This window comes from Polynucleobacter aenigmaticus, from assembly GCF_002206635.1.
GTDB lineage: Bacteria > Pseudomonadota > Gammaproteobacteria > Burkholderiales > Burkholderiaceae > Polynucleobacter > Polynucleobacter aenigmaticus.
On the sequence record NZ_NGUO01000020.1, the window covers coordinates 1 to 23,832 of the forward strand.

Annotated in this window: 27 protein-coding genes; 11 read left to right on the forward strand and 16 right to left on the reverse strand. The window is 46.1% G+C overall.

The window, feature by feature from the left end; genetic code table 11:
- The 6 genes from CBI30_RS10135 to CBI30_RS10160 form a co-directional block, all read right to left on the reverse strand.
- A partial coding sequence (locus CBI30_RS10135; RefSeq protein WP_143744388.1) for an RNA-guided endonuclease InsQ/TnpB family protein occupies nt 1-1,040 on the reverse strand: 1,040 nt, incomplete at its 3' end.
- Nucleotides 1,041-1,173: 133 nt separating this feature from the next.
- On the reverse strand, nt 1,174-1,827 hold the full coding sequence (locus tag CBI30_RS10140; RefSeq protein ID WP_206075632.1) for a DUF6803 family protein: 654 nt from the start codon (nt 1,825-1,827) through the stop codon (nt 1,174-1,176).
- Nucleotides 1,828-1,885: 58 nt separating this feature from the next.
- Nucleotides 1,886-2,221: a hypothetical protein gene (locus tag CBI30_RS10145; RefSeq protein ID WP_088528183.1), complete on the reverse strand. Its 336-nt coding sequence runs from the start codon at nt 2,219-2,221 to the stop codon at nt 1,886-1,888.
- 4 nt (nt 2,222-2,225) lie between these two features.
- Nucleotides 2,226-3,080 carry a TatD family hydrolase gene (locus CBI30_RS10150; protein WP_088528184.1) on the reverse strand — a complete coding sequence of 285 codons (855 nt, stop codon included), beginning with the start codon at nt 3,078-3,080 and terminating at the stop codon, nt 2,226-2,228.
- On the reverse strand, nt 3,077-3,787 hold the full coding sequence (locus CBI30_RS10155) for an ABC transporter ATP-binding protein (protein WP_088528185.1): 711 nt from the start codon (nt 3,785-3,787) through the stop codon (nt 3,077-3,079). The genes CBI30_RS10150 and CBI30_RS10155 overlap by 4 nt, the downstream gene beginning before the upstream one ends.
- Entirely contained in the window at nt 3,780-5,039 is a 1,260-nt protein-coding gene (locus tag CBI30_RS10160) for a lipoprotein-releasing ABC transporter permease subunit (RefSeq protein ID WP_206075634.1), read from the reverse strand. Before CBI30_RS10160 ends, CBI30_RS10155 begins: the two co-directional genes overlap by 8 nt.
- 70 nt (nt 5,040-5,109) lie before the next feature.
- On the opposite strand from CBI30_RS10160, the gene CBI30_RS10165 reads away from it, so the two are divergent.
- The 4 genes from CBI30_RS10165 to lysS all read left to right on the forward strand — a co-directional run bounded on the left by CBI30_RS10165 (nt 5,110) and on the right by lysS (nt 10,541).
- The gene (locus CBI30_RS10165; RefSeq protein ID WP_240553572.1) at nt 5,110-6,069 is read left to right on the forward strand and encodes a hypothetical protein; all 960 of its coding nucleotides are present in this window, start codon (nt 5,110-5,112) and stop codon (nt 6,067-6,069) included.
- 2 nt (nt 6,070-6,071) lie between these two features.
- A complete protein-coding gene (recJ, locus tag CBI30_RS10170) occupies nt 6,072-7,817 on the forward strand; it encodes a single-stranded-DNA-specific exonuclease RecJ (protein WP_088528211.1) in 1,746 nt (581 codons plus the stop codon).
- A gap of 28 nt (nt 7,818-7,845) precedes the next feature.
- Nucleotides 7,846-8,950 (forward strand): peptide chain release factor 2 gene (gene prfB / locus CBI30_RS10175; RefSeq protein WP_099045779.1). Its coding sequence is split into 2 segments (ribosomal slippage): nt 7,846-7,926 and nt 7,928-8,950, totalling 1,104 coding nucleotides; the frame shifts between segments, so codons are not numbered across the junction.
- A gap of 34 nt (nt 8,951-8,984) precedes the next feature.
- Entirely contained in the window at nt 8,985-10,541 is a 1,557-nt protein-coding gene (lysS, locus tag CBI30_RS10180) for a lysine--tRNA ligase (protein WP_088528188.1), read from the forward strand.
- A gap of 79 nt (nt 10,542-10,620) precedes the next feature.
- Here the strand turns inward: lysS and CBI30_RS10185 are convergent, their stop codons facing one another.
- Genes CBI30_RS10185 through CBI30_RS10200 form a run of 4 tightly spaced genes read right to left on the reverse strand, consistent with a single transcriptional unit; the run spans nt 10,621 to nt 12,404 of the window.
- Nucleotides 10,621-11,073, reverse strand: coding sequence for an OsmC family protein (locus tag CBI30_RS10185; protein ID WP_088528189.1), 453 nt, complete (start codon nt 11,071-11,073; stop codon nt 10,621-10,623).
- Nucleotides 11,074-11,083: 10 nt separating this feature from the next.
- Nucleotides 11,084-11,566 carry a disulfide bond formation protein B gene (locus CBI30_RS10190; RefSeq protein WP_088528190.1) on the reverse strand — a complete coding sequence of 161 codons (483 nt, stop codon included), beginning with the start codon at nt 11,564-11,566 and terminating at the stop codon, nt 11,084-11,086.
- A gap of 39 nt (nt 11,567-11,605) precedes the next feature.
- Complete coding sequence (locus tag CBI30_RS10195) at nt 11,606-12,091, reverse strand: methyltransferase family protein (protein ID WP_088528191.1); 486 nt, start codon at nt 12,089-12,091, stop codon at nt 11,606-11,608.
- Nucleotides 12,092-12,131: 40 nt separating this feature from the next.
- Nucleotides 12,132-12,404, reverse strand: a complete 273-nt coding sequence (locus CBI30_RS10200; RefSeq protein ID WP_088528192.1) for a hypothetical protein — start codon at nt 12,402-12,404, stop codon at nt 12,132-12,134.
- 150 nt (nt 12,405-12,554) lie between these two features.
- Between CBI30_RS10200 and CBI30_RS10205 the strand changes: the two genes are divergently transcribed.
- The 6 genes from CBI30_RS10205 to CBI30_RS10225 all read left to right on the forward strand — a co-directional run bounded on the left by CBI30_RS10205 (nt 12,555) and on the right by CBI30_RS10225 (nt 17,458).
- Nucleotides 12,555-13,331 (forward strand): ferredoxin--NADP reductase, encoded by a 777-nt coding sequence (locus CBI30_RS10205; RefSeq protein ID WP_088528193.1) that lies wholly within the window; start codon nt 12,555-12,557, stop codon nt 13,329-13,331.
- A 107-nt stretch (nt 13,332-13,438) separates the two neighbouring features.
- Nucleotides 13,439-13,603 carry a hypothetical protein gene (locus CBI30_RS11180; protein ID WP_169711273.1) on the forward strand — a complete coding sequence of 55 codons (165 nt, stop codon included), beginning with the start codon at nt 13,439-13,441 and terminating at the stop codon, nt 13,601-13,603.
- Between the two features lie 17 nt (nt 13,604-13,620).
- Complete coding sequence (locus CBI30_RS10210; protein ID WP_088528194.1) at nt 13,621-14,415, forward strand: sulfite exporter TauE/SafE family protein; 795 nt, start codon at nt 13,621-13,623, stop codon at nt 14,413-14,415.
- Nucleotides 14,412-15,140, forward strand: a complete 729-nt coding sequence (locus CBI30_RS10215; protein ID WP_088528195.1) for a phosphoadenylyl-sulfate reductase — start codon at nt 14,412-14,414, stop codon at nt 15,138-15,140. The genes CBI30_RS10210 and CBI30_RS10215 overlap by 4 nt, the downstream gene beginning before the upstream one ends.
- Nucleotides 15,141-15,188: 48 nt before the next feature.
- Nucleotides 15,189-16,112, forward strand: coding sequence for a sulfate adenylyltransferase subunit CysD (cysD, locus tag CBI30_RS10220; protein ID WP_088528196.1), 924 nt, complete (start codon nt 15,189-15,191; stop codon nt 16,110-16,112).
- Entirely contained in the window at nt 16,112-17,458 is a 1,347-nt protein-coding gene (locus CBI30_RS10225; protein WP_088528197.1) for a sulfate adenylyltransferase subunit 1, read from the forward strand. Before cysD ends, CBI30_RS10225 begins: the two co-directional genes overlap by 1 nt.
- 6 nt (nt 17,459-17,464) lie before the next feature.
- Here CBI30_RS10225 and CBI30_RS10230 read toward each other — a convergent pair whose 3' ends face one another.
- Genes CBI30_RS10230 through CBI30_RS10250 form a run of 5 tightly spaced genes read right to left on the reverse strand, consistent with a single transcriptional unit; the run spans nt 17,465 to nt 21,730 of the window.
- Entirely contained in the window at nt 17,465-18,445 is a 981-nt protein-coding gene (locus CBI30_RS10230; RefSeq protein WP_240553573.1) for a YeiH family protein, read from the reverse strand.
- 18 nt (nt 18,446-18,463) lie between these two features.
- Nucleotides 18,464-19,183, reverse strand: coding sequence for a GntR family transcriptional regulator (locus CBI30_RS10235; protein WP_088528199.1), 720 nt, complete (start codon nt 19,181-19,183; stop codon nt 18,464-18,466).
- Nucleotides 19,184-19,192: 9 nt separating this feature from the next.
- Nucleotides 19,193-20,365, reverse strand: coding sequence for a UxaA family hydrolase (locus tag CBI30_RS10240; protein WP_088528200.1), 1,173 nt, complete (start codon nt 20,363-20,365; stop codon nt 19,193-19,195).
- 39 nt (nt 20,366-20,404) lie between these two features.
- Nucleotides 20,405-20,686, reverse strand: a complete 282-nt coding sequence (locus tag CBI30_RS10245) for an SAF domain-containing protein (RefSeq protein WP_015421504.1) — start codon at nt 20,684-20,686, stop codon at nt 20,405-20,407.
- A 33-nt stretch (nt 20,687-20,719) separates the two neighbouring features.
- Nucleotides 20,720-21,730 (reverse strand): Ldh family oxidoreductase, encoded by a 1,011-nt coding sequence (locus CBI30_RS10250; RefSeq protein ID WP_088528212.1) that lies wholly within the window; start codon nt 21,728-21,730, stop codon nt 20,720-20,722.
- Between the two features lie 301 nt (nt 21,731-22,031).
- Between CBI30_RS10250 and CBI30_RS10255 the strand changes: the two genes are divergently transcribed.
- On the forward strand, nt 22,032-23,018 hold the full coding sequence (locus CBI30_RS10255) for a Bug family tripartite tricarboxylate transporter substrate binding protein (protein WP_088528201.1): 987 nt from the start codon (nt 22,032-22,034) through the stop codon (nt 23,016-23,018).
- A 67-nt stretch (nt 23,019-23,085) separates the two neighbouring features.
- Here CBI30_RS10255 and CBI30_RS10260 read toward each other — a convergent pair whose 3' ends face one another.
- On the reverse strand, nt 23,086-23,796 hold the full coding sequence (locus tag CBI30_RS10260; RefSeq protein ID WP_161492292.1) for a sulfite exporter TauE/SafE family protein: 711 nt from the start codon (nt 23,794-23,796) through the stop codon (nt 23,086-23,088).
- Between the last annotated feature and the right edge of the window lie 36 nt (nt 23,797-23,832).

The following is a 23,832-nucleotide window of genomic DNA, read 5'->3' on the forward strand; positions in this document are numbered from 1 at the left end:
ATACGGAGAATGTTCTTGCTGGCATTAATGTCTCTATCGTGGATGACTCCACAACAGTCGCAAGCCCATTCTCTTATTCCAAGTCCTGCGATACCTTTCGGCCTCGACGGTGGCTTTTCGCCACACGAAGAACAGGTTTGGGTTGTATTACTCTCATTGACCTCTAAAAAGACAACACCTGCCTCATGGCACTTGTATTCCAACATTGTCTTAAATTGACTCCAGCCTGCATCATGCACAGACTTCGCCATCTTGGTTTTAATGAGTTTGCTACTGGATACATTTCCGACAAAGATCGCACCATACTCATTGGCTAAAAGCCGTGAGAACTGGTGTTGATCGTTATTACGGCGATTCTTAATCTTGGCGCTAATGGTCTTCGAGAGCTTGGCTTTGTTAGCACGTTGGGACATGGCCAACTTACCCTCCAACTCCCGATAACGCCGCGAGACCATTTGATCGCCATCGCTGGTGACGGCGGTAGTCTTTAATCCTAAATCAATACCAATAGCTTTAGTGCTTGTATTAACGGTAGCGATTTGAACCTCTACGGTCAAATTAACATACCAGCGTCCACGAGCATCTTGGCTAAAAGATCCACACTTAACGACTTTGTCTTGAAGATCATAAGACTTAAAAATGCCAATGGGTTTCTTTTGAAAAAAGATTTGGCCGTTGCGATAGACAATGGCATCTTTCTTAAAAGGTATCCAACCGAGAGATCGCTTGCTACCGCCACTCTTGCGCCAGGCCAGCCGGCACTTCTTAAACTGCTTGCGGCGGGTACAGTATTCAGCGCTAATAGCTTGAACTGTGGAGGCGGGGATATTTAAACCTTCTTTTGTAGCGCCAGCGGTGTACTTGTCCATCGTGTAGCTGGACATGAACTGCCCAGTGCGCTCGGTATGCTTGCTTGATAACTCATTACAAAAGTTCCAAACGAAGTTCACCTCTTTTGATTGAGCGTCCAAGAAAGCGCCATGCTTATCCTTGACGCGCTCCCGTAGAACCCGAATGTTTGTTTGCGGCGCTTTAGACATGCTGTGATTATATACAGTAGTCAGCAAATATTAGGCCGTTTATATCCCCACGGATAAATCGAAGGGCTTTACGCGGCTTTCGGTAAAAAGCCGCCCGAAGGCGGCCTAAACTAACATTGTTACTCATGCATATTTAATGTGAATGGCCTTGCGGGTTCATAGGCATTTGCCTCGTATTGCCCTGCGGCATATTTCCGCCATTCATCATCTGCTGATGCATCTTTTCATGCATGGCTTTCATATCCCCATGCATTGCTGGATCGCAATACTCGTGACCAGTAACACTAGCAACCACTCCCATTTGATGGCCATCAGTACCCTTGTAGCCCAATAAAGAGGGGTCTAACATGCCAGCAATCATGGCAATGTGTCCAAATACTAGAAACAATGCAACGCAAATAGCGTGAATTTTTAACTTACCCATTTGATCTAGGGCTTTGTTTACAAAACCAAATTCCTGCAATGCGATCCAAATCAAAGGTAAACCTCCAATCAGATAGCTGCCCACTGCAATCATATCAATGACTGTGCGCCACTCATTGTTTTTGGTAATTGGCAGCACTGCAGTGGTCATCAAATACGCAATAATGCCAATGAAATATAGCCCTACCGTAGTTCCCGCAAACCGATTGAGGTGATAGACAAAACCATCAAACTTACGGGTAAAGAGGATATAGAGCTCCGTGATTGCCAATGTCTCGGCAAGCACGATTGGTATAGCCATAAAAATCAACAGATTCCAAGGCTGATTGTCAGCTAACAACTGCATATAGTGAGTCATATTCATTACTATTCTCCCAAGCGGAAATTATCAAAAGGCATCTCAATGCCACAATCAAAAGTGATTACAGATAATTTCTTGGGGGTTTATAAATTGACTCGACAATATTGAAGATGGGCTTTGCAGCATCAGAAAGCAAGTATGCATCGACTTGCTTGGGGGCGGAAAATGCAGGTGCAGCAATCAGGATTGCTACTACCGCACAACAATAATGGGTTGGATTGGTATTACCGATAGATTTGCCATCGTCTACATGACTAACGGATGCTGCCTCTTGGCAGTGGTCATGCCCAACAACCATTACCGAAGCACTTTCTCCGTTCAGGTCAACAGGCATCGTCGCAGCATTAATAAAGCTGACGAACAGACTTAAAAAGAGTGTCACAACTATCTTTTTCATACTTTTAGTTTACGCTGAATCGCGTCAAACCACCCAACTTGGACCAACGTGGCAATGCTTGCATCGCATTTTGCCAAACTGCACTTGAAAATGCCTCATAACCCATGCCGCGAATGTCCGCTAATTTTGTAGCGATTCTGGGAAGTAAGGCTGGTTCATTAAATGTACCGCCCTCCCCTTTGAGCCAAGCTGGCGGAATATCGGGCGCATCCGTCTCAGTAACAATGCAATCAAGTGGTAGCTCTTTTAAAAGACGGCGAATTTGCAATGCTCGGTCATAGGTCGCCGCACCGCCAAATCCCAGCTTGAAATCAAGTTCAATAAACTGCTCAGCTTGTTGATGGCTACCATTAAAAGCGTGGGCGATTCCACTGGGAACCTTTCTTTTCCGAAGCGCTTTTAAGATCGCGTCTTGCGAACGGCGCACATGCAAAATTACTGGTAACTGAAATTGCTCCGCCAAATCTAATTGCGCATGAAAGAAATGCTCTTGACGCTGAGGATCAAGATCCTCGACAAAGTAATCTAAGCCAATTTCCCCAACACCAACAAACCGTGGGTCGCTTAAAGACTGCTCAATCTGATTTTTTAGAAGATCGAGATCGCTCTCTTGAGCTTGCTTGATATACAGCGGATGAATGCCTAGGGTGTAAACCAGTCCTGGAATTTGTTTGCTGTACTGATTTGCCAGATATTTGGCTTGACCCCAATCAGAAGCCTGAACGGTAGGCAACAGAATTGCTTGAACACCCTGGCTTACCGCTCTTGAAACGATGTCTGGGAGGATGTCTCCAAACTCTGGCGCATCTAGATGGCAATGGGTATCAATCCATGCCAGATCTTTACTGACATCGCTCATTGCGCAAAAGTCTTTAATACTCCGCGCTCTAAATGCAAAATACGATCACAACGTTTTGCGCGAATTGGATCATGAGTCACAATTACAAAAGCAGTACCTTGCTCACGGGCAATATCCAACATTAAGTCAAATACCCCGTCTGCAGTTTCAGTATCGAGATTGCCAGTAGGTTCATCCGCCAAGACGCAGGAAGGGTTGCCAACCAGCGCACGCGCTACCGCAACACGCTGACGCTCTCCACCTGATAATTCGCCTGGAGTATGTTGAACCCGGCTTGCCAAACCAACGGCGTGCAACATCTTGTTTGCTTGCTCCATTGATTCCTCATTACTAAGGCCGCGAATACGCAAAGGCAAGGCTACATTCTCAACAGCACTAAATTCATCTAAGAGGTGGTGGAATTGGTAAATGAATCCCAAACTGTGATTACGCAGTTGATCTAATTTTCTAACAGGTAATTTATGAAGATTCTCTCCGGCCAGAATTACGGTACCAGCACTTGGGGCATCTAAGCCGCCCAATAAATGTAGCAAGGTACTTTTACCGGAACCAGAAGAACCAACGATCGCCACTTTCTCAGAAGCGATAACCTCTAAATCAATTTCTTTAAGAACGTCGACAGCTGTTGGTCCTTTGCCGTACGTCTTTGCAAGACCAGATGCACTCAGAATGACTGTATTAGCCAATTCATTTTTTAAGTTATTCATAGCGTAATGCCTCCGCAGGCTGAACTTGCGCAGCGCGACGACTTGGGTACAAAGTTGCCAAGACGGATAAACCAAAAGCCATCAAACCCACTGTGACAACATCGGATAGACGCACATCAGAAGGTAACTCGCTAATAAAATAGACATCGCGCGGTAAGAAGCGTACTCGGAAGATGGCCTCGATTGCTGGAACAATCACATCGATGTTTAAGGCAATGAGGAGACCTAGGCCAACGCCAGCTAGGGAGCCTAGCAAGCCAATCGCCAAGCCTTGCACTAAAAATATCCGCTGAATTAATCCTGGACTCGCACCCATTGTTCTTAAGATGGCAATGTCAGCTTGCTTCTCATTGACGGTCATCACCAAGGTAGAAACCAAATTAAATGCAGCCACTGCAATAATCAAAGTCAGGATAATGAACATCATCTTTCTTTCAGTTTGCACTGCTGCAAACCAATTGCGATTAGAGCGAGACCAGTCAGATACCCAAAGAGCTTGCGGAACTACCTGGGCTAGCTCAGCAGCAATCTCAGGGGCACGCTGCATGTCATCTACCTTTACACGCAAGCCAGAGGGGTCTTGTAAACGCAATAAAGCAGCGGCATCCTTCCAATGCATGATGGCCAGAGAGCTGTCGTATTCATAATGGCCGCTATCGACAATACCCACTACTTGTAGTGTCCGCATTCTGGGCATAGCACCTGCTGGAGTCAGATCACTCTCCGGCACGATGAGGTTAATGCGATCACCTACGCGTGCGCCAACCATGCTTGCCAGTTGTGCACCTAAGGCCACTCCAAAAGCACCTGGCTTGAGATCTTCAATACTGCCCGCAACAAATTGCTTAGGCAAGTCAGAAACCTTGCCCTCTTCACCAGGTAGCACTCCACGAATCGCCACACCACGCATCACATTCTCACGACTAAGCAAACCTTGCGAACTGACCATGGGAGCAACGCCAATCACATGGGGCTGCGCGGCTACCTTGAGAGCAATCGGCTCCCAATTGGCCAAACCATCTGGGGCGGTTATTTCAACATGGGAGAGAACGGACAACATACGATCGCGTACTTCCTTCTGGAAGCCATTCATGACTGAGAGCACGACAATTAAGGCGGCAACTCCTAAGGCAATGCCCGCGGTGGAGATTCCAGAGATAAAAGAGAGAAAGCCATCACGCTTCCCCACCGTCTTGCGACGCTTAGATCGGGTGTAGCGCAGGCCAATTTCTAGTTCAATAGGAAGTCTCAACATAGCCACAGTTTAGACAATCGGATGGGCAAACGGATGGAATCTGTAAATGCCACCTAAAATCAGGGGAATGACTGCGAATTCGACCACCCAAAAAAGCTCTCTACGGCGCTTTACCCTGATGGTGTCAGGGGAGGATGCCCTTGACTCCGATCCAGGGCGGGATAGCCCCCCAAGTGGGCTCCCGCAAGAATGCTTCCTCTTGGGAGAAAAACTACCAATTGCTCCGGTCCTGTTATTGGGCCAAAGTGACTTGCCAGTGAACCCCACTGAAGTAATTGCCTGTTTGCAGCCAGTGCACCTACATGCCACCCGCGACCATTTGGTCTTGATGGGGCAAAGTCAGATTGATCTGACTAATGAAGAATCTACCAAATTGCTCCAAGTTGCACTACCTTATATAGAGGAGGATTTTCAGAACAAAGTGTTGTTTCAAGGACAGCGTGATTGGTTTATTCCAGCCGGTCCCTTTACTCACTTGGCAACGCACTCAATAGATCAGGCCCATGGTCGTAATATTGACTGGTGGATGCCACGTGATACGAGTGAAATAGGCATCGCTAAACTCTGGCGCAAACTTCAAAATGAAATTCAGATGCTGTGGCACATTGATCCCGTTAATGAGGCGCGCGAACAATGCGGCTTCCCCAGCATTAACTCGCTTTGGATTAGCGGAATCGGTAAGCTAGAAGATGTGCGGACGCCCACGCTATTTCAGAACGTTACTCAGATCTATGGCGAGCACCCCCTGCTTACTGGATTAGCTAAACACCTCGGCATACCTCAACAAGGTGAGATTGATTTTTCAAATGTAGTAAACGGCTTTGCTTGGTTAGGTAGACCAGAGAGCGCCTGGAATCATTTGAAGAATGTTGTATTGAATAAGGGGCTAGATGAGATTAAAATCATCGACTTCCCCAAAGGTAAAGCCCGCTGCAGAATTTTCACTGCTAAAGATCTTCATAAAACTTCGTGGGCATTCTGGAAAAAATCAGAACCTTTGACCTGGAAAGAAATCATTTCATCATGACGATGAGCCTATTTTCACAGCGGCCCTTCTCCGAACGCACTGCCACCTGGTTGCAGCAAAGTGGTTTGCATCCACTACTAGCAAGATTATTCGCAGCCCGAGGCATCGATAAGCCGGATGAACTCTCTTTAGATCTGAAGCAACTACTGTCACCAGTAGAGCTAAAAAATTGCATCAGCACTGCCGCCCTAATCGCAGAGATCCTCGAACGCAAAGAGCCGATGCTAGTGGTAGCTGACTATGACTGTGATGGTGCTACTGCTTGTGCAGTCGCGCTGCGTGGCTTGAAGATGTTGGGTGGCCCGGAAACGGCTATTCAATTCTTGGTACCAAACCGCTTTACGATGGGTTATGGATTAACTCCAGAGGTGGTGGATTTAGCTGCCCAGCAAAATCCCAAGCCCAAATATCTCATTACAGTAGATAACGGTATTGCCAGTGAAGCTGGTGTAGATCGGGCCCGCGAGCTCGGCATGGAAGTGATTGTCACCGATCATCACTTGCCAGGAGATCGCCTCCCAAAAGCCACTGCAATCGTGAACCCCAATCAACCAGGCTGCACCTTCCCAAGCAAAGCGCTTGCAGGCGTTGGCGTGATGTTCTATTTACTCGTAGCTCTGCGTGCTGAGCTACGTAAACGGGGTAAATTTACTGCCGAGACTCAACCCAAGATTGAGAACCTGCTTGATCTCGTAGCGCTTGGCACAGTCGCTGATGTGGCGCAACTCGATCGCAATAATCGCATTCTGGTTTCTAACGGATTAAAACGCATTCGTGCGGGGGTATCTCAAGCCGGTATTCAAGCACTCTTTCAGGCGGCAGCTCGAGATCCACGCAAAGCAAACACCTTTGATTTGGGTTTTGCCATTGGTCCAAGACTCAATGCTGCAGGACGCCTAGCGGATATGACTTTAGGCATTCGGCTTTTGCTCAGTGACAAACCGGATGAAGCCATTGAACTTGCTTACGAACTAGATCGCATTAATCGCGAGCGTCGCGTGATTGAATCCGGCATGCAAGAAGCAGCGTTGGCCCACCTCGCTGAAGATCAACTTGCAGGCACTATGGCAGAACGCTCGAGCATCTGCCTTTGGAATTCAGAATGGCATCAAGGTGTAGTCGGAATTGTGGCCTCGCGCCTTAAAGAGCGCTTTAATCGCCCTGCGATTGTTTTTGCACCTGCTGATGGCCCTACTGGAGAAGAGTTGCGTGGCTCCGGCAGATCGCTGACCGGCTTTCATCTGAGGGATGCATTAGATATTGTTTCTAAACGTGAGCCTGGCCTCATTTTGAAATTTGGCGGCCATGCTATGGCGGCGGGCCTCACCATCAGAAAATCAGATTTTGAAAAGTTTGATGCCTTATTTCAATCGGTAGCCAATGATCTGCTGAATGATGAGCTCTTGGAGCGTCGCCACATACATGATGGCGCCTTAGCCTTATCAGAATTCACGGCAGAGACTGGCGACCTACTTGCCGAAGAAATCTGGGGTCAAGGCTTTCCTCAGCCGATTTTTTATGGGGAATTTGAGATTGGCCAGCAAAGCCTCATGAAAGAAAAACATCTGCGCTTGCAGCTTCGCCCTATTGGGGATGGTCAACTGGCCAGCAAGCCATTTACTGGCGTTTGGTTCAATCGAACCCAGCCATTGCCAGCCAAGGCTAGGTTGGCCTATCGCCTAGTCACGGACCGCTTTCAGGGTCAGGCTCGCGTTCAACTCATGATTGAGGCCCACGACCAGGGTTGAGCTGTAATAACCCCCTTATAATCAGGGGATGGAAGCCGAACAACTTAATACTATTTCAAATACCCTCTCCGATCTGCTCACCCGTGAGCAAGCACTTCGGGGGTATCTTTGACTTCGAAGTAAAGTCACGCCGCCTTACTGAAGTTAACTCGATTCTGGAAGATCCCACCATCTGGGACGATCAAAAGAAAGCACAAGCCCTCGGCAAGGAAAAGAAATTGCTCGATGGTGTTGTCGCTACCCTGACTAATTTAAATAGCAATATCACTGGCGCTATCGAATTATTCGATATGGCCAAAGAAGAAAGTGATTTTGAAACTATTAGTTCCATTGAACAAGATGTTGAGAGCTATAGCAAGATCATTCATGATCTAGAGTTCCGACGCATGTTCCATAACGAAATGGATCCGTGCAGTTGCTTCATTGATATACAAGCAGGTGCTGGCGGTACTGAAGCCTGCGATTGGGCGAGCATGCTCTTTCGCCAATACCTAAAGTATTGCGAGCGTAAAGGCTATAAAACAGAAATCCTCGAAGAATCCGATGGCGATGTTGCGGGCATTAAGAGCGCAACCATCAAAGTCGATGGTGAATACGCTTATGGTCACTTGCGCTCAGAAACCGGTGTACATCGCTTGGTGCGCAAGTCACCTTTTGACTCCTCCAATGGTCGTCATACCTCTTTCGCCAGTATTTATGTTTATCCAGAGGTTGACGACTCGATTGAGATTGATGTCAATCCAGCGGATATTCGTACGGATACCTATCGCGCGTCTGGTGCGGGTGGTCAGCACATTAACAAAACTGACTCTGCCGTTCGCTTAACCCATCTCCCGACCGGAATTGTGGTTCAGTGCCAGAACGATCGAAGTCAACACCGAAATAGAGCTGAAGCGATGACCATGCTGAAGTCACGTCTGTACGAGCACGAGATGCAAAAGCGTCGCGTGGAGCAGGATAAATTAGAGGCCAGTAAAACGGATGTTGGCTGGGGTCATCAGATTCGCTCCTACGTTCTGGACCAGAGCCGCATTAAAGACTTACGTACCAACGTTGAGATCTCCAATACACAAAAAGTATTGGATGGTGATCTTGATGCTTTTATTGAAGCCAGCCTAAAACAAGGCGTCTGATTCTTTACCCCTATTCTAGTTATTTATAAATTATATGAACGATCAAGCGAATCCTAGCTCCAACCAAAATCCTGCTACCGAGGCTGCAGATGAAAATCACATCATTGCAGAGCGGCGAGAAAAGCTAGCAAAGTTACGTGCGAACGGTGTGGCATTTCCGAATGATTTCGTGCCGACTCACTTGGCTGCAGATCTTCATACCCACTACGATAGCCTGACTAAAGAAGAGTTGGCCGCTAAAAAAGTACATGTGAAAGTTGCTGGCCGTATGGTACTTAAACGTGTGATGGGCAAAGCCAGCTTTGCCACCATCCAAGATCGTAGCGGTCAAATTCAGTTTTATATCAATGATGAAATCAGTGGCGCTGATATCCATAGTGCTTTTAAGCATTGGGATATGGGTGATTTCATTTCTGCCGAGGGCAATCTATTTAAGACGAATAAAGGTGAGCTCTCTGTTGAGTGCAGCAATCTGCGCTTACTGAGTAAATCTTTGCGTCCGCTTCCAGATAAGTTTCATGGACTCTCTGATTTAGAGACTAAATACCGTCAACGCTATGTTGATCTAATCGTCAATCCAGAAAGTCGTAATACCTTTAGAGCACGCAGCAATACGATCGCTTCTTTGCGTCGTCACATGCTCGATGCCGACTTCATGGAAGTGGAAACACCGATGTTGCATCCGATTCCTGGTGGCGCAACGGCTAAACCATTTATTACGCACCATAATGCTTTAGATATGCAGATGTTCTTGCGTATTGCTCCTGAGCTTTATCTCAAGCGTTTAGTCGTCGGCGGGTTTGAGCGCGTCTTCGAAATTAACCGCAACTTTCGCAATGAAGGCGTAAGTCCACGTCACAATCCAGAATTCACGATGATGGAATTCTATGCAGCCTATACGGATTACCGCTGGTTGATGGATTTCACAGAGAGCTTGATCCGTGCCGCTGCAATGGATGCCCAAGGCACCGCCGTTCTGACCCACCAAGGTCGGGAGCTGGATCTGAGCAAACCTTTCCAACGCCTAACAATTACTGAAGCTATCCTCAAATACTGCGGACAATCTAATAAGAGTTATGAAGCGGCTCAATTGGAAGACATTGATTTCATACGAACTGAACTGAAAAAGGGTGGTGAGAACCCAGATTCCCCTACGCTGAAGAACGCTGGTATCGGCGCGCTCCAATTAGCCCTATTTGAATTAGTTGCTGAAGCGCATCTCTGGGAGCCAACCTACATCATCGATTACCCAATCGAGGTTAGCCCCCTTGCCCGTGAATCCGATACGCGCCCTGGTGTTACCGAGCGCTTTGAATTATTCATCACCGGCCGTGAGATTGCCAATGGTTTCTCCGAGTTAAATGATGCTGAAGATCAGGCCAATCGCTTCCGTAAGCAAGTGGAGCAAAAAGAAGCGGGCGATGAAGAGGCAATGTACTTTGACCATGACTTTATCCGTGCCCTCGAATACGGCATGCCCCCAACAGGTGGTTGCGGTATTGGTATCGATCGCTTGGTCATGTTGCTTGCAGATGTGCCAAATATTCGTGATGTGATTCTGTTCCCGCATCTGCGTCGCGAAGAAGAGTAATTACTTTTTCCTGAGCTATATAAAGAAGCCGCAGACTCAACAGGGTTTGCGGCTTTTTATTTACCCTGATTCAAACAACTCAGCCAGCCGGGTATAGCTTAATATTCTCGCTATCGATCACCGTTACATTCACAGGAATACCCAGGCTCACACTAGACGACACGGTGCAGAAATCCTGAAACTGCGCCAATACACGATCCAAATTCTCCAAGGTACCGCCCGGAACACCAATACGGATCTCCACCTCAATTTCCAAAATACGTAAACGGTTTTCTGCATTTCTGCCAATCTCACAACTAGCCTTGGTTTCAATTGGTTCTGGATTCTGCTTAAATTTTCTGAGGGCAAAGAGTAGTGAATCAGACAAACAATTAGCTACACCTGCCAGCAAGAACTGAGATGGCGTTGCACCTTGAGATCTACCCAAGGGTGGTGGCTCATCCCCATAAATGGGATCACGCTCTTCGTTGTAATAGATTGCAAATTGATAATCGCTTTGCTGCACTAATCTAACTGATGGGGATTCACTCATACGATCTCTTTTATTTAGGTAATTTTTTAAAGAAGGTGACTGCTAAAAATAGCAGAAAACAAGTAAACCAGAGTAAAGACCACTCAGGCACTTGCAACCCCAGGATTGCGGGTAACTTTGCAGAACATAGGCCATCCGCTTTAAATAGCCAAGGCAAGCCTTGAGCCAATTGAAATTGATTAATCCAGGTCTCTAGAGGGTCAATTCCACAAGAGGTTTCAGGGTGCGATAGCAACCAGACTTGACGCCCTGCTACCGAAAGACCGTAGGCTGCTGAAAGTGCTGCCAATCCATGGAACAGCTTTCTGAAGGGATTAAAGCCGGCCGCTAGAAAGCAACAGATAGCGATCCCCAAGTACCCAACCCTCTGCAGAATACACAGTGGGCACGGTAAAAAATTTACCCCTTGATATCCGACTTGCTGAAGAATGACAGCAAAAATTACCAACCCCAGACTAAGCAAAGAAAGATAGAGGTATTTAGCTTGACTCATTTCCGAATGATAACCAAAGCAAAAATAATTAGGGCTTTCTCAGTAAATACCTGGAATGAGTTTGTTAACCCTAGCTTGATAGCTCTTGTATGCCGGAAACCGCTCTACCAACCAGACCTCTTCTCGCCTTGCCTTGATATCAAACAAAATAAAGAGCGCCACTACGTAGACGAATGTAAATACATAAGGAAATATGAACAACCATGCAAGCGCTGCCAAGAGCACACCAAAATAGATGGGGTGGCGAACAAAGCGATATAGACCAGTCTGAACCAGCTCAGCATCGTCCTTAGGGCAAGGTAAAGGGGTGAGGTTTTTGCCTAGATTGATCGCAGCAATCACCATAATCAAGCAGGCTAGCAAGCCAATTGCAATCCCGCATGATTGAAAGATGGTTTTTAGTGGTTCTGCACTCACCAACAGAGAGCCTTGGGGGCCAAAAAGTATTAGCCCAATCAGAATGGCCTGAATAACAACATACCATGCACCTCTGTCAAAGATTGATCTATGGGGTGCAGGATTCATTTTGTGGTCTCATGAAGATAAGACCACAGTCTATCTTGCTTTAGTAAGTCAAGGCCTTATCAAAATGCTCATCAATACTGGCGCTATCTTGCGTTAATACGTGCTGGGCAATGAGGAATACCCCTGAAAGAAAACTAAGGCAAACCAATAGACCAAAAGCATGATATTGATTTAGGCCGCTTTGATTGAGAACCTCTAGGTAGCGACTGCTCTCAAGAGCAAGGTGCGTAGATAGGCTGAGCAGAGCCAAGCCTAGAAATATCTGGGTAATAGTCAGAAATAAGGGCTTTGCAGTTGTTGTCTTTATGGACATAAGTCCTCCTTGGAATAGGTATGGAGAGATCTTATGAGAGCTAGCCGTACTTGTAAAAGACTCCCTTTTTATAAGCTAAATACTTTTTTATCTATAGAGCCGCACCAAGAATGAGGATAATTGAGCTTTTGTCACCACTATTAAGCACTTATGGCAGCCTACAACACCGAAACCGTCCTGACCGTTCACCACTGGAATGACACCCTCTTTAGCTTTACTACCACCAGAAATAAAGGTTTGCGCTTCCGTAGCGGCCACTTTTTGATGATTGGCCTAGAGGTGGAAGGCAAGCCATTGGTTCGCGCCTACAGCGTGGCAAGCCCTAATTACGAAGAGCATCTTGAATTTTTGAGCATCAAGGTTCAAGACGGCCCCCTCACCTCACGCCTGCAGAAGATTCAAGTTGGTGACCCTATTTTGGTTAGTGAGAAATCCGTCGGCACCCTGGTGATTGATGACTTAAACCCAGGAAAGCATCTCTACCTATTTAGCACTGGTACAGGACTTGCGCCATTTATGAGCATCATTCGCGACCCTGATACCTATGAGAAGTTTGAAAAGGTTGTCCTCATTCATGGCGCGCGCCTGGTCAGTGAATTGGCCTATGGTGATTACATTAAAAATGAGCTCACTCAAGATGAATACATTGGCGAAATCATTCGTGAAAAGCTGATCTACTACCCAACAGTGACACGCGAAGCCTTTAAGCACACTGGTCGCTTAACTACCGCGATTGAATCTGGTCAACTATTCAAAGATATTGGTCTGCCGCCACTAGATCCAGCAGTTGATCGTGCCATGATCTGCGGTAGCCCTTCCATGCTCAAAGAAACTGCTGAGATGCTTGATGCCAAAGGCTTTAAGGTATCTCCAAGCTTAGGTCAACTAGGTGACTATGTCTTTGAAAGGGCATTTGTAGAAAAGTAACTTAATCTATATATCTAAAAGTAATGTAGATATCTCTATATATTCCTTGTGGATATATAGAGCCCTTGGTAAATTCTCTTTAACGAGATATTTATCAAGGAATCCAGATGTCCCCCGTCCGAGAGCATTACAACCCGATCATTACCAAGCTTTTACGCGAACACGATCGTTTGCCACATGAGAATGTGGCTGAGCGTAAGAGCTTCCAACGCCAAATTCTCTTTCTCATGAATGCCATTAAGCTCGATGAGCTCGAGCAAGCCTTCACTTAATTAAAGTAAGCGCACTCATGATTCACTTTTTACTAGATTCATCACATTTCATCATTTCTGGCGCGCTCGTCGGCCTTCTAGTTGGCATGACTGGTGTAGGCGGCGGATCACTTATGACGCCCTTGCTAACGCTTTTCTTTGGAGTTGCCCCAACAGCGGCAGTAGGAACAGATCTTGCATTTGCAGCAATTACAAAAGGATTTGGCACTGCCGCACATCGTCTTCATGGCAATGTGCGCTGGGATATTGTTCGCCTACTCTGCATCGGCAGTATTTGCACCGCAATATTTTCAATCCTCATTCTGAGATATGTTGGGCCAGTTTCTAAAGACTGGAATCACCTCATTAGCCTTTCCATTGGAATCTCTGTTTTATTAACAGCTGCATCCCTTCTTTTCAGGGCAAAGATTCTGAGATGGGTTCAAGAGAACCCACGATATCTCCCTACGGGTGCGGCTCTAAAGATGTCAACCATTAGCGTTGGGGCAGTCATCGGAGTTCTTGTAACAGTCTCATCAATTGGCGCTGGAGCAATTGGTGCGACCCTCATCTTATTGTTATACCCACACTTAAAAGCCTCTGAAGTGGCAGGGACTGATATAGCTTATGCAGTTCCTTTAACCGCGTTGGCTGGGCTTGGACATTGGTGGCTTGGCAATGTCCATTTTGACCTATTGTTCGGATTACTCATTGGGTCTGTTCCCGCTATTTGGCTAGGCGCAAAATTATCAAGCATCCTATCGGAGCGGGCGACTAGAACCACCCTCGCGGGAACACTGTTCTTGGTTGGATTAAAGCTGGTGTCCTCATGATCAAGCCAGATTTTTGGTCTATTCCAGAAAGCAATCTATCTGCTGCCGCACTTGCAGAGAAGATAGTCACCCTCAAGCAACGCTTACTCGATATTACTGCGCGCTTTTCCGATGTTCGCTTTGCTACGAGTTTAGCTGCAGAGGATATGGCGATTACCGATGCGATTGCCCAATCCAAAGCCAATATTCAATTCTTTACCTTGGCCACCGGTCGACTTCATCAGGAAACCGTGGATATGGCCAAGACTACTGAAGATCATTATGGGCTTGCGATTCAAAAAGTTTATCCAGAAGATACTGATGTGCAAGCCTTTATCGACCAATACGGCATGAATGGCTTTTATGATGGCGAAGGGCCCAAGAAAGCATGCTGTGGCGCTCGTAAGATAAAACCGTTGAACGCTGCCCTACTCGGCGCTGACGCTTGGCTCACGGGCCAAAGACGCGGGCAATCGACTACGCGTACTGAACTCCATTTCGAAGAATTAGATGATGCGAGAGGAATTACAAAGTTCAACCCCTTGTTTGACTGGACCGAAGCGGATATCTGGGCTTATATCAAACAAGAAAATGTACCTATTCACCCCTTGCACCTCAAAGGCTATCCCAGCATTGGCTGTGAGCCCTGCACCCGCCAAGTCAAAAAAGGTGAGGATATTAGAGCGGGACGCTGGTGGTGGTTGCAGAGCGACAGCAAAGAATGTGGCTTACACGTTAATAAATAAAACCTTGATTATTAAAGCAGTAAAACTTAGTAAAGAACGAGTTACAGAATGCAAGAACAGAAATTACTAGATGACCACTTAGATTGGCTTGAGGCTGAGTCGATCTACATTATTCGCGAAGTTGTAGCGCAGTGCGCAAATCCTGCAATGCTTTTCTCAGGCGGTAAAGATTCGATTGTGATGTTTCACCTGGCTCGCAAAGCCTTCCAATTTGGTGATCGTCCAGTAAAACTCCCATTCCCTATTTTGCATATTGATACTGGCCACAACTATCCAGAGGTGATCGCTTATCGCGATGCTGTAGTTGAAAAAACCGGTGTGAAACTCATTGTTGGCCACGTTGAAGAGTCCATCAAAAAAGGTACTGTACGTCTTCGTAAAGAAACGGATTCTCGTAACGCCGCTCAAGCGGTTACTTTGCTTGAGGCAATTGCTGAACACGAGTTCGACGCCCTCATGGGTGGTGCACGCCGTGACGAAGAAAAGGCGAGAGCTAAAGAACGCATCTTCTCTTTCCGCGACGAATTCGGTCAATGGGATCCTAAAGCACAACGTCCAGAGCTCTGGAATCTATATAACGCTCGCATTGCCAAAGGGGAAAATATGCGTGTGTTTCCAATCTCCAATTGGACTGAGCTCGATATCTGGCAATATATCGCTCGTGAAAAATTAGTGCTTCCTAGTATTTATTACACGCATAAGCGCGAAGTGGTGCGCAAAAATAGACTCTTGGTGCCTGTTACCAATATCACCCCTAAAGCACCTGGTGATATCAGCGAAGTATTGAGTGTTCGTTTCCGTACCGTAGGCGATATTAGCTGTACCTGCCCAGTACTCAGTACCGCCGCCACTCCTATCGACATCATTGCTGAAACCGCCATTACTGAAATCACAGAACGTGGCGCCACTCGCATGGATGATCAAACCAATGAGGCCTCGATGGAGCGCCGTAAGAAAGAAGGTTACTTCTAATGACTAACAATCAAACTCAACACCAAAATGTTGTTCGCTTCATCACTGCTGGTAGCGTTGATGATGGTAAAAGCACCCTCATTGGCCGCTTACTCTACGACACCAAATCTATTTTGGTAGACCAGCTTGAGTCTTTATCGAAAACCAAGCATGCACGTGTGACCTCATCGGATGCGGGTGTTGACTTAGCACTACTCACCGACGGTCTTGAAGCTGAGCGTGAGCAAGGCATCACCATTGATGTGGCCTATCGCTATTTCTCAACCCCAAAACGTAAGTTCATCGTGGCCGACGCACCAGGACATGAGCAATACACACGCAACCTAGTAACAGGCGCATCGCAATCCGATGTAGCAGTGATTTTGGTTGATGCAACCCGTGTTGATCTCAATACCAACCCAGCCACCTTATTGGCGCAAACCAAGCGCCATGCAGCAATTGTGCATTTACTGGGCCTGCGACATGTAGTCTTTGCTGTAAATAAGATGGACTTACTCAATTTTGATGAGAAAGTATTTGATACCATCAAAATAGCAATTGAAGATTTGACCAAAAAAATTGGCCTACCTGATCCTACTTTAATTCCGATGTCGGCCTTATTAGGTGCAAACGTAGTGACCGCTAGTAAAGATACTCCCTGGTACAAAGGCCCTACATTACTGCAGTGGCTAGAGAGTCTAGACACTAGCCCACAGTCAGAGAAAACTGGTTTACGCTTTCCGGTGCAGTATGTTGCCCGACAGGATGGCAGTGCTTCCGACGACTTGCGTGCTTACCTTGGTCAAATCGAGTCCGGAAGTATTTGTGTGGGTCAAAAAATTACAGTCCTTCCAGAAAATCGAGAGGCAACTGTTTCGAAGATTTATTTAGGCAATCAATCCAATCGCGATCCAGCCAATGCAAATAATGAAGTGAAGTCCGCTCAAACAGGTGAGGCTGTTGCGATTAGTCTGGTTGAAGATATCGATGTTTCTAGGGGTTGCTTATTCATTAGCGCCCAAGATAGTAACCCGCCAATACTAAGCAAGCTGATCTCTGCTGATCTCTGCTGGCTCGACACCGAGCCATTGTCCCTGAGTCGAAAGTACGCCCTGCGGCACACCACAAACACTATTAGCGCTAAGGTTAAAGGGATCCAGCAAGTCCTGGATGTTCAAACACTGTCTCATGCCCTTGAAACACACCCCTTGATCGCCAATGAAATCGGACGAGTGGACTTTGTATTACAAAAGGCAATTGCGGCTGATTTATTTAGCCAATCTCAAAAAACTGGGGCCTTTATATTGATTGATGAAGCCACTAACCATACAGTTGCAGCCGGAATGATTCGTAAGGCCTTAGCTTAAACTTACTCAGGACATCCAGAGAATAAATGAGAGGCCAATTGCCGCTATAAATATGGTCTCAACAACTAACATCACTACCGGTTGCCATCCCAACTTAGCCAACTCTTGAAAGTTAGTTTTTAGTCCAGCTGCGGCGATTGCAATGACCAACATCCAGCGGGATATGCTGCCAATAAAGTGGGTTGCCGAGCTTGGCAAAATCTGCATTGATGCAACCACTGAGAGCGCCACAAATCCCAATAGGAATGTCGGAATCAAACGAAGGCTGCCCCAGCCTAAGCGCTGAGAAGATTTTTCAGCGCCAAAGAAAATAGAAATAAATAAGACGACTGGCAGTAACAAAGCGACACGAAATAATTTAACCACTGTTGCAACATCACCTGCCTCGGGACCAAACAACATGCCGGCTGCAACTACCTGAGCCACATCATGAATCGTTGCGCCCAGGAAGATCCCTGCTGACAAAGAATTGATGTTCAGTAACTGCAGGGCGAATGGATACACTACCATTGCAATAGTTGAGAGCACCGTGACGCCCACTACTACCAGCAATGTAAATCTCTCGTTCTCCTTAGTTTTAGGCAATACCGAGGCGACTGCTAGCGCTGCAGATGCCCCGCAAATACCTACAGAGCCACCCGCAATCAAGCCAAAATCAGGAGACAGCTTCAAGAATTTAGCCAAGAAAAAACCAAGACACACTGTGGTGGCCACAGCAAATATAACCATCAAGCCAGTATTAAGACCAATCGCGCTAATATCGGCGAAGGTAATGCGAATGCCTAAGAATGCAACACCTAAACGCAAAACAGTTTTTGCGCAGAAATCGATTCCCGGCTTTACTGTCTCGTTAAGATATAAAAAATGAAGGGATAAGCCGATCAATAAGGCATAAAGTAATTGAGGGCCGCCATAGTTATCCGATAAAAAACTAGTCGACATCGCAATGACAAGACAAACCATCAAGCCTGGGATGTTTTTTTGCATTACTCTGAACATGAGGCTTTAGACCACCAACTCACTGAAATACTCATGTTGGCTAGTATTGAGTGTTGAGACGCGCCATTCCAATGGCTCATCTTGAAGTCCGAATGCGACCCTCCTAATAATTAAAACAGGTGAGTCCGGGTTTAATCCTAACCACTCAGCATGTTGTTTCCCTGCCAGTCCAGCACGTAATCGCTCGCTACTACGAACGACAGTTTGGCCATACTCCATTTGATACATCTGATAAATACTGCCCGTGCGCTCTATAAAATCTGCACGCGTTAATTTTTTAAATCTTTTTTTATCAAGGGTAATTTGATCAATCATGACGCATTTCCCCTCCAGCGAGAGACGATTCGTAATTCTCCAAACAGGAGATCCCTCTTTAATTTGCAACTTACTTGCCTCTTCTTTGCTGGCAGCAACACCATTCAAAGAGACTAGCTCAACCTTGGGATAAACCTTTTTTTCAACATCATGTTTAACGACATGGAAAAAATAATATAAAAGTCGTTTTAAGTCATGCTCAACAACATAGGTGCCCCTGCCTTGGCGACGAACCACGATACCTTCCGCGACTAACTCGTCCACCGCTTTTCGCAGGGTTCCTATAGATACATCCAATTCTTTCGATAAATCCTTTTCAGCAGGTAATGCCTGCCCCATAGGATATCGACCCCTGACCAGATCCTCTGTAATCTTTTGCTTAACTTCTTGATAGGCGGTCAGGGATTTCATACTTAAGGCTTACGCTGATTCGTACAAACGAGTTAATACAAACTCACGGTGACCAAGAATCTCAGAAGCAGTCAATTCGCCATCAGCAGTACGCATTAAGCAATCCAACAACTTATTACCCGCCTCATCCATATTCTCTTCACGGCGCAAAAGACCAGATACATCAACGTCAATATGCTCACCCATAGTACGAACAGTCTTAGGATTGGCACAAATCTTAATCACCGGAAGAATGGCATTGCCAATCACGTTGCCCTGCCCTGTTGGGAAGAAATGTGCAGCAAAACCAGCGGCGGCACACAAGGTCACCATTTCAGCAGCGGCTGAAGAGGAGTCCATAAAATGCAAACCAGGAATTGTTGGCTCTTCACCCTTGTCTAAAACGCTATCCACAATACATTTCTTACCAATTTTTTGGATATTCCCCAAAGCCTTCTCTTCGATGGTAGTTAAACCACCAGCGATATTGCCCTTGGTCGGCTGAGAATCAGACAGATCGCTTGTTTTATGACGCTCAATCACATCTTGATAACGATCAAACATTTCGCGGAACTTTTTCTTCACCTCGGGAGTACGGCAACGTGCCTCTACCAAATGCTCGCCACCAGTTAACTCAGTAGTCTCACCGAAAACTAATGTAGAGCCAATCTCGTAGAGCTTGTCAAAAGCATCACCAACAGTTGGGTTAGCACCGCAACCAGAAGTAGTGTCGGACTCACCGCATTTTGTAGACACCCATAACTCTGATAAAGGAGCGGAAATACGCTTTTGCTTAGATGCATGCTTCACCATATTGTAGGCAGACTTGCTTGCCGATGCAATCGTAGCTGTATCGCCGTTACCTTCGATCCAGAAGCCTTCCACCGGCTTACCAGACGCCTTGATTCCATCAACGACAATTTTTGTCCACTGTGGCTCAATACCGATAACAACCACTGAAGCAACGTTTGGATTGGAGCCGGTGCCAATTAGTGTACGGAAATGCAAATCCAAATCAGCCCCGAACTGCAAACGACCATAGGAGTGAGGAATTGCCATTGTTCCTTTGATGTTATTAGCAACTGCTTCACAAGCAGCGTTAGATAAGTCATCTAAAGGCAAAATTAATACGTGGTTACGAATACCCATGCGGCCGTTTTCACGGCGATAACCTAAAAAGGTCGCGTCTTTCAAATTAGTCATTTTTATCTCTTTCAATGAATAGGTAAATAAGGATCTGGATTACCAGCGCTTAGTTTTTACGTTTTGTACGTGAAGGTGTTCGCCTTTTTTAATTGGGGCTACTACCTTGCCAATATCAACGCCGTATTTCATCACCGTATCGCCTGGCTTGAAATCGTTCAATGAAATTTTATGGCCAATTGGAATATCACTTTCAGACTTGATATTTAAAGTGAGGTCGCCATCCATCACCCAGCCAATCAAATCAGTCCCAGCTTTTACACCTTCAACTACCACTACACCTACGCCATCTGCTGGCTCATGCACGACAAAGTGGATCATTACTATCTCCTCAATAATCTCGTTTATAAAAAACTACCTAGTCCATGACTGGCGAATACCAGTCTGAATTTCTTCCACAACTACATCAGAAACTGAGATGCCATTCTTAAAGCCTGCAGCACGCTGCTTGAATCGTCGTTGACCTGGGAGACGCGTCCCTGAATCTTCGGCTAAAGTCTGCAAAAAATCGCTCATTCTGCTTGCGAAAACTGAAGAGCCAGCTAGTCCAGTGTCAATAGTGAGAATTAATTGACCGATCCGCGGACGATTACCCTTGGGGTCAAAAAATGAATCTGCTTCATAAGAAAATCTACTGCCTGAGAGTCCAACCACTAGCAATTCAACGATGAGGGCAAGCAAAGCGCCTTTATCGCCACCCAGCGGAACCATCAAGCCCTTTAAACCCTCTTGGGGATTCGTGGTTGGCTTACCATCTGCAGTCAAAGCCCACCCCTCTGGGATCTGCTCACCATTTTTTGCTGCAACTAATAACTTTCCACGGGCAACTGCAGAAAGTGACATATCAATTACTAGGGGATCGCTGTTTGTAACTGGGAAAGCTGCAGCTAAAGGATTGGTTCCGAAAATTGCCTTAGTGCCACCCACCATGGGCATAGCCGCAGGAGTATTGCCAAATAATAGCGAGATATAGCCTGCACGAGCAGCAGCCTCAACATAGTGACCCGCCACACCAAAATGATGGCTATTGGTTACAGCCACCAAGCCAAGACCATTCTTAGATGCCAAATTTACAGAAAGGTCTGTAGCAAATCGTAGCGCTGGGAATGCCAATCCATCACGTGCATCAACTAAAGCGGCCGATGTCTTGAATGGCCTCACTTTAATTTTTGAGGCCAACTCAATGCGCCCATTTTTTGCATGTGCAGCGTATTGGGCAACTCTTGCTAAACCGTGAGATGCCAATCCATCTAATTCTGCTAACGCAAGAAATTGCGCAGTTTCGTAAGCTGCCTTTGTATCTAAACCAGAAGCCCTAAGGCCTAAATCTGCCAGCTCAACCATTTCTGGATACGTCAGATTCATGCGCATCCCCACAAGGCTGTGCTGACCAAACTCGCCCCCTCAAAACGCAGGGTATTCAGGGCTTGACTAGACTTGGCTTTAAGGATCAAAATGAACAACATATTTGAATCATATAGATGATTTAGATATCTTGCAACAACCAGTTCATTGTGCAGCGCAACGAATACAAAGTAGCGACTTACGATGACCGGAGGAGACGGCAGTAACGCATAAGCATATAACTATTAAATAGCAACAAAGCGTATTTTTTGATGTCTAAGTAGCTAAGATACAAAGATTAAATTACCACTGGAGGTCATCGATGTTTAAGATTGAAAAATATAAATTAAGTAGGCGCTTAGTATTACTTGCAGGGGCCATCACCCTTGCTTTACCGCAACTAGCAACAGCGCAATCTTGGCCAACTAAGCCAATTAAATTGGTGATCCCATTTGCAGCAGGAGGAACCACAGATATTCTTGGTCGACTCCTAGCACAGCAGCTGACAAAGGATCTAGGGCAAAACGTTATTGTTGAAAATAAAGGAGGGGCTGGCGGCAATATTGCAGCTGAATTCGTAGCTCAATCTCCAGCCGATGGTTACACCATCATGCTTGCCTCTGGAAGCATGCTTACCGTCAATTCTTACTTGTATAAGAAATTGCCAGTGAACTACAGCAAGGATTTTATCAACATCACCAATGTTGCTAGCGGTCCAATGTTGCTATCTGTGAGCACCAAAATCCCTGCCAAAAACCTCAATGAGTTCATCACTTATGCCAAAGCCAAAGATTTGAATTTCGGATCTGCAGGTATTGGTAGCCAAGTGCATATGGCCGCTGAGAATCTCAATTATGCCGCCAATATCCCCGCGACCCATGTGCCCTACAAAGGTGAGTCTGCCGCTATCAATGATCTTGTTTCAGGACAGATAGACTTTATGGTTGGCAACTTAACTGCGGCAACGGGTTTTGCTAAGGCCGGTCAAATCAAGCCAATTGCAGTCACTAGTGCCAAGCGGATTAAGCAATTTCCAGATGTTCCAACAGTTGCCGAAAGCGGTATACCTGGCTTTGAAAGTACTGGTTGGTTCGGCTTAGTCGCTCCAGCTAATACGCCCAAGGTCATTACCGATAAGATTTATGACGCAACCCTAAAGGCAGTGAATTCCGAGGCAATGAAGAAGAGCCTAGATCTCAACGGTTTGACAGCCGTAGTAAATACCCAAAAAGAATTTGATGCTCAAATCAAAGCTGAGTCGGTCAATTGGGAAAAGGTCATTAAGGGTCGCAACATTAGCGCCCAGTAAGAAGCTTGCTGGAAAATAAAAAAGCGGGGATTTTATCCTCGCTTTTTTATTTGTAAGAGTAAATGAATTAGGTGATTTGTCGTACTAAAAGCATTGCACCTGAAAATACTAAAATTGAGCCATAGGCTATACGCATAGCAGCATTACTTAGCTTGGTATGAATATGTGTTCCACTCCAGATACCCAGGAATGCTACTGGCATTAATAAAATGGCGAGGCCAATCACCTGCCAACTCAATATCAGTCCAGTGACTAACATTAAGGTGAGGCGCAAGAATGTCAACATAAAAATGGCAAAGGCCATAGTTGCGCGAAGCACCTTGGGATTATTGATTCTTAACCCAAGATAGGAAACGTATATCGGGCCACCCGTGGCAAACAGGGCAGTAAATGCACCACCAAAAAACCCAAATGGCACTGCCCACCATTTGCTAATTGGATCCCGAGACTCAATATTTCTCTGAACCAAAACCCGCACACCATTAATAGCAGCAAATAAACCAAGTATTAGCAACAATGGTTCACTGGGCGCCTCAACTAGCAAGAAGATGCCCAACACCATCCCCATCAAACTGAATGGGAATAACCATTTCAACTCTTGAATATTGGCATCGCCATAGGATTTTCTACCTACATAAAGAGAGGCGCAAATATCGATGACTACCATCATCGGCACAACTACCCTCAGGGGATACACCTGAACTAGCAAGGGCACAGATACTATCGAAGATCCAAATCCAGAAACCCCGAAGATGAAAAATGCACATAAGACTACCAATACCGCTAGCGTAAATGAGAGGGGTTCAATTAGTTC